4 protein-coding genes are annotated in these 6,732 nt (G+C 64.3%); 2 read left to right on the forward strand and 2 right to left on the reverse strand.

The window, feature by feature from the left end; translation table 11 throughout:
- The first annotated feature begins 126 nt into the window (after positions 1-126).
- A complete protein-coding gene (locus QUW00_RS07020; protein WP_436232158.1) occupies positions 127-936 on the forward strand; it encodes an ABC transporter ATP-binding protein in 810 nt (269 codons plus the stop codon).
- Between the two features lie 2 nt (positions 937-938).
- Positions 939-3,818, forward strand: a complete 2,880-nt coding sequence (locus QUW00_RS07025; RefSeq protein WP_289613671.1) for an ABC transporter permease — start codon at positions 939-941, stop codon at positions 3,816-3,818.
- A gap of 92 nt (positions 3,819-3,910) precedes the next feature.
- On the opposite strand, the gene QUW00_RS07030 is transcribed toward QUW00_RS07025, so the two are convergent.
- Both QUW00_RS07030 and QUW00_RS07035 read right to left on the reverse strand, forming a co-directional pair.
- Positions 3,911-4,915: an alpha/beta hydrolase gene (locus QUW00_RS07030; RefSeq protein WP_289613672.1), complete on the reverse strand. Its 1,005-nt coding sequence runs from the start codon at positions 4,913-4,915 to the stop codon at positions 3,911-3,913.
- Between the two features lie 53 nt (positions 4,916-4,968).
- Positions 4,969-6,324 (reverse strand): lysylphosphatidylglycerol synthase transmembrane domain-containing protein, encoded by a 1,356-nt coding sequence (locus QUW00_RS07035; RefSeq protein ID WP_289613673.1) that lies wholly within the window; start codon positions 6,322-6,324, stop codon positions 4,969-4,971.
- Positions 6,325-6,732 lie beyond the last annotated feature (408 nt).

A 6,732-nucleotide genomic window follows, 5' to 3' on the forward strand; every position in this document is an offset into this window, starting at 1 on the left:
AATCCCTAGGGTGAAATTACACCGGAGCGGCAACCGTGACGGATATGTCACGCGGTGGTCACGGGAGCGCAAGGGCGTCCGTGCAGTATGGTTGGTGACGTATCCGCATAACACCCAGGAGCACCTATGGACATCCTTTCGGTTGAACATCTGACCAAGGTCTACGGCACGGGCGATACAGCCGTGCGCGCCTTGGACGACGTAAGCTTCACGGTCGCCGCCGGCGAGTTCGTCGCCATCATCGGCAGCTCGGGCTCGGGCAAATCGACGCTGCTGCACCTTATGGGCGGCGTCGACCGTCCCACCTCGGGGACCGTTCGCCTGCAGGGGCAGGACATCTTCGAGCGCAGCGACGAGCAGCTCGCCGTCTTCCGCCGTCGGGAGGTCGGACTCGTCTATCAGTTCTACAACCTCATCCCCGTGTTCGACGTCGTGGAGAACATGACACTGCCCGTCCTCATGGACGGACGTGAGGTCAACGCCAAGCGGCTCGACATGCTGCTCGGCGCGCTCGGCCTGCGCGGTCGCGAGCACTACCTGCCCAACCAGCTCTCCGGCGGCCAGCAGCAGCGCGTCGCCATCGGCCGCGCGCTCATGAACGCGCCCGCGGTGGTGCTCGCCGACGAGCCGACCGGCAACCTCGACTCCAAGAACTCCGCCGAGATCATGGCGCTGCTGCGCAGCTCCAATCGCAAGCTGAAGCAGACGCTCATCGTCATCACCCACGACGAGGACATCGCGCTCATGGCCGACCGCGTCATCGCCATCGAGGATGGCCGCCTGGTGCGCGACGAGCACCGCCGGAGCGCACCCTCCGCGGTCATGGGCGGCGCCGCTCACAAAGCGGATGGAACGAACACGTCCCCAATCAACCCCCACAAAGGGGTTGGAAGGAACACGTCCCCATCTGACCCATTCGGGCGGGAGGTGCGCTAACGATGAGCATCTTCATGCGCTTCACGTGCAAATCGCTCAGGGCGAACCGCACGCGCACCACTGTCTCCATCGTCGGCGTGGCGCTTTCCGTGGCGCTCCTCACCGCCGTGCTCACCAGCGTGGTCTCGCTCACCACCATGCTCGTCGAGCGCACCGCAGCCAATGAGGGCTGGTGGTACGCCGAGGCCATGGGCATTACGGGCAGGGGCCTGGATCTCATCGAGAACGACCCCGACGTCACCGATTGGACGGCCGTCGCCGAACTCGGCACCATCGAGCTCGGAGAGGAGAATTCCGATATCTTCGGACGGTATTGCTATGCGAAGACGTGGCCCAGCGCGCAACATGCCGATGAGCCGCTTATCAGCACGCCCGAGATCGTCGCGGGCCGCATGCCCGAGCGCCCCGGCGAGATCGTCCTGCCGCATTACTTCCAAAACGTGAAGCTCGCGCCCTGCGGCATCGCCACCGGCAACGGCGACGCGATCGCTATCGGTAGCGAAGTCACGCTCGACCTCGGCACCTGCACCGTCGATAACGCCGATGGCTCGAGCTATGTCGCGTCGAGCATCTCGGGCTCCTATATCGACCCGAGCCAAACCGCGCATTTTGAGGCAGACCTCGGCCAGATCACGGGCACCGTCGTCGGGTTCTACCGCGCATGGGGCTACTCCCCCGTCTACGCACTCCAGGGCAGCGCCGCCTATATCTACGACGATGGATCGGCACTTGCGCGGGTCATTTCCGACGCGTCTGAGGCGACGCTTGGCGGCGTGCTCTTCCGCACCACAGACCCCGCAACCGCCCGAACCCTCGCGACCAAGCTTTCCGATGAGAACCTCGTGACCTGGGGAACCACGACCCATGACTCCCTGCTGCGCTGGATGGGATCCACGCCCGACACCGCCATCTGGAACACGCTCTACCGGATCGCAGGAATCCTCGCCGCCGTCGTGGTCGTGGCGGGCGTATCGCTCGTCTACAACTCTTTCGCCATCTCCGTCGCCGAACGCACGCGCCAATTCGGCCTCCTTTCAAGTCTGGGCGCGAGCCGCCGCCAACTCAGGCGCGCTGTCTTCACCGAAGCGCTCATCATCGGAGCGATCGGTGTACCCGTAGGCATCGGCCTCGGACTTGCCGGTTGCTACGTGGTGTTCACCCTGCTCCACGAGGGCATCGCGGCCCTTTCCGGAGGTACGGAGGCGCATATGGTCGTAAGCCCCATGGCGCTTGCCATCTCGGCCCTGCTTGGACTCGCCGTGATTCTTGCCAGCGCTTGGATTCCCGCGATCCGCGCGAGCCGCGTGTCGGCGATCGATGCCATCCGGCAAACCCGAGACGTGCATCTGAGCCGTCGTGGACGCCGTGCGCTTCGTCGCGCCGCTCGCCATGCTGACGGCGCCCCGGGTCCCGCCCGTCGTTCGCTCGGCGTCGCCGGCCGCCTCTTCGGCATCCCTGGCTTTATCGCACACCGCAACCTCTCGCGCGCCTCGTCCAAGGGACGCGTCACCGTCGCCGCGCTCTCCGTGTCGGTCGCCCTCCTCATCATCTCGGGGTCCATCGCCGACGTCTTGCGCTACGCAACCGACACCGCCGTGAACACCATGGACGGTCAGGACCTCGTGCTCTACATCGACGCAACCGGCGCCGAGGCAGACCAGACGCTCGCACTTGCAGGCGGCAAGGTGAACGGTCCCGCTATGCAGGAGGTGCTCGCTCGGTTCTATGCCGAGGCCTATGATGTTAAGGATGCCTCCTCAAACGGCTATACCACGACCTATGTCGCCGATGCGCTCTTCCCCGACGGCATGCTGAACGATGAGATCGCCGGTCTTGAGACGGGCTCCCCGCGCTTAGCGGACGGCTCCTGGTTCGGCAGCGCGTTCGTCGAGTTCGTCGATGATGCCAGCTGGAACGCCTATGTCGATGAGCTCGGGCTCTCGCGCGACGAGTTCTGCGACCCCGCGCATCCCCGTGCGATCGCTGTGAACGCCTATCAGGTGAACGACGGCGAGACATACGGCAGCTACCGACCGATCGAGAAGACCGGCACCATCGAGTCGCTGGAGTTCGCCGACCTTGACGGGCGGTTTGTGAGCGGCATCGAGAGCGACGCCGACGGTTCGCTGCGTGCGCTGTACTACGACGATGAGGGACAGGAGCACTACTTGCCCTATGACGAGGCGGTCGCCCGCGAAGACCGAATCGAAGTCGCTGCGCTCGCCGATCATGCGCCCGCCTGCGTCGTGAATTCCTCGGGCACGCTGCAGATCATCCTGCCGGCACGCGCCATCGACCTTGCCGAGACGATGGGATACCAGCGTGCGAGCCTCTCCTTCGATGCCGACGGCGATGCGGCGCGTGCCTCGGATGCCCAGGAAGCGCTCGAAGCCATCGCCGCCGATTATCCTGAGCTCGATATCACCTACTCGAACATCGCCCAGAACAAGCTCCAGTCGCGCCTCATGGCCACCACGATGAACACGTTCATCTACCTCTTCGCCATCATCACCGGACTCATCGCCGTGGCAAACGTCTTCAACACACTTGCCAACTCCCTTATGCTCCGTCGCCGCGAGTTCGCGATGCTCAAGTCCATCGGCATGGGCAATCGGGCCTTCCGGCATATGATCGCCTACGAGTGCGCAAGCTACGCCCTGCGCGGTCTTGTCATCGGCTTTGCGCTCGCAGCCTTCGCGACCGCAGGACTCCACGAGTCGATGCGCCTGTCGTTTTCGACCTATGAGCCCACGTTGCCGTGGATGCAGATCGGCGCAGCGGTAGCGACCGTCTTGGCAGTGATCCTTGCAAGCGTGACCTACGCGCTCATGCGGAGCCGCACGAGCAACGTCGTCGGGGCGCTTCGCGAGGACGCCATCTGACGCGAGACGGGGTCAGACATTCCGCGCATCAAGGGGCAGGTTCATTAACACGGGTGAGCCTGCCTCCCTTTTTCTTATGCAAGGACGTGCGGCTAGAGGTAGCGAGCGAGAAAGTCCCCGACGATTGCGGCGTAGCGCTCGGGATGGGTATAGCTGCTCGCACCGTGGGCCGCGCCCTCGAACAGCACCCGTTCCTTCACCGGGCTCGCGCAGGCATCGTACACCGCATCGAGCATGGCGGGCGGCACGAAGGCGTCGTCCGCCCCATGTATGAACATCATCGGCACACGCGCCGCGCGCAGGCGTTCCACCGCACTCGCCTCGCGAAACCCGTAGCCCGCACGGGCGCGGCACACGGCCTGCGCCGCATCGAGCAGAGGATGTACGGGCAGATGCATCAGGTTGCGCATCTGGACGGCGAGCTCGTCCCACACGCTCGTGTAGCCGCAGTCCTCCACGATGCAGCGCACCTGCGGCGGCAGGTCCAGACCCGACGCCATCATCACCTCGGCCCCACCCATGGACACGCCGTACAGGGCGATGCGCGCCTGAGGGTCAAAGGTAACCAGCGCGGCGATCCAGGCGAGCAGATCGTCCGCATCGAGCCAACCCATGCCCACATAGCGATCGGTGTTGCGCTCGTGCCCGCGCGCCGCGGGAAGCAAGACCGAATAGCCCATCTGATGTGCGACATACGCCTCGCGAGCAAGGTCGCTCGGACGGCCGCTGTACCCATGACACAAAATGAGGTACCTATGGCCCTCGTCGGCGCTCTCGGGGGACCTGCGGCCATCCGGTGCGGGCACGACGCCCTTACCCCAGATGCGCCAACCGTGCAGGACTCCTCCATCGTGCGCCTCGATCGACATGTCGCGTTTCGCCTCGTCGAACCAGGCACGGGCACGGATGCGCACCGGGTCGTTGGCAAAGACGCTCATGTCGGCTCCGGTCGCCTCGCCCGAGTTGATACGCGCCATGATGGAGTGCTTCGCGCGTGGGTTCAGCGCGAAGTCGAAGAGGGCATTTCCGACAACGCCCAAGCCTGTTCCGCCGGCAACCGCGATGCCGGCCGCCAAGGGACCGAGAAGATGAACCATAGACAACCAATCCAAGAAAAACGGCGCGTCCGAAAGGAAGCGCCGTCTGCACGTTACTTCTTTGCGCGGGGGCGTTTGGCGGCAAGGGCGGCAGGTGAAACCGTAATGCCTCCCTCGGTGCGCCTGACCCGCGTGCCGCGATGACGGGGCGCACGGGCCGCAGACTTGGACGCCTTCGCAGGCTCCTTATCCGCCTCCTTGGCGGCAGCCGCTTCCATGCGCTCGACCTGAGCGGTCTCGATCGTGGACGCGACGGCTGCCGCACTGGGAGCGCCCTTGCGGCTCTTACCGCGACCCAGCTTGGAGATGGCGCGGTCCCACCGGTCATGGATGCTCGCGTTGTGCGAGCTCTTAAGACCGAGCAGCGGCGCGGCCAGAATCGTCGGCGCGATGAAGGTGATCAGACGCCACAGCAGGTAGCCCGCCGTGGCGGCGCTGCCGTAGAAGTGACCCAGGAACAGCGCAAAGCCGCCCTCGGCGCCACCCGTGCCGCCCGGCAGGGGCACGGCGGATGACAGCAGCTGCACGAAGGCGCTCGCCGCCATGACGGAGAAGAAGTCGACGTCATGATGGCCGAACGACAGCATGAGGAAGTACGGCACCAGGTAGAAGAAGGCAAGCTGGAGCATGGTGATCACGACGGTGAGCGCCATGGAGCTCAAGTGCCCTGCCGCCAGCTTGAACTTGTCGGAAAAGGCCATGACCTCGTTATCGACGAACGCATGCCACGATGCGGTCTTCTCGCGAGCGACGCCCACGCGCTCCATGACGCGGATGATCCAGTGCGCGACGCGCATGACCATACGGGGCATGAGTGCCACGGCAAAGATGCCAAGCAGGATGCACACGTGGCCGCCGAAGCTGAACACGCACAGCAGCGTGATATCGCCGTACTGAGCGGCAAAGAAAGGCATGCGCGCAAGCAACAGGATGGCGCCCCAGGCGACAAGGCCAAACTGGTACACGATGAAGCGGGTGAACTGGATGGCGCCTGCCTCGCCGACGTTCTGACCGGCCTTGGTAAGACGATAGATCTGAGCGGGCGTGGAACCCATCATCATGGGCGTGAGGTTGCCAAAGAAGATGCCGCTCGCCTCGACCGAGATGAGGTCGCGAATGCCCACCGGCGACGCGGGGTCGAGCCACACGGCGATGGCGTAAGCCGCGATGCCGAAGATGAGGTACAGCAGCATGCTCAGGCACGCAAGCGCCAGCCATCCGCCCTGCACCGTACTCATAGCAGCCCAGAACTGGGCGACCTGGCCGGTCACGACCAGGTATACAACGTAGATGATGAGAACGATGCCGATGAAGATGGCTCCGCGGCGCGCGCCCTTGTGGTCGTCGCCACCGGAGGGCTCGGCAGCCACTTTGGGCTTGCGGGTCGTGTTGTGCGAAGCGTCCGACATGAATCCACCTTGGGTATCGTAAACGCGCCCGCGAGGGACGCGCAGCGTGCGTAGTGATTCCATTGTACGGCTCATGCGTCCCGGGTTCACGACGTCCTCGCCATCCGGAATAATTCCAGAGACCAAGTGACACGGCAGCATGCGCACGAATCGCACGTGAGGGCATCCGGCGTAAAAGTGACCCGTCCCCGCGAGGGCGCCCGGCGTAAAAGCACCCTAGGGATTATTTTACATAGCATGCGATTCTTCGCATGCCATGCAAAATAATCCCTAGGGTGCTTTTACGCCGGGCGCCCTCGCGGACTGAGCGTATCAAGGCCCGACCTTGAAAACGAAAAAGGGCTCCCGGAGGAGCCCTGATCATTCGTGGTAGCCCGTACCAGATTCGAACTGGTGATCTCCGCCTTG

The organism is Collinsella tanakaei (assembly GCF_030373545.1).
Lineage (GTDB): Bacteria > Actinomycetota > Coriobacteriia > Coriobacteriales > Coriobacteriaceae > Collinsella > Collinsella tanakaei_C.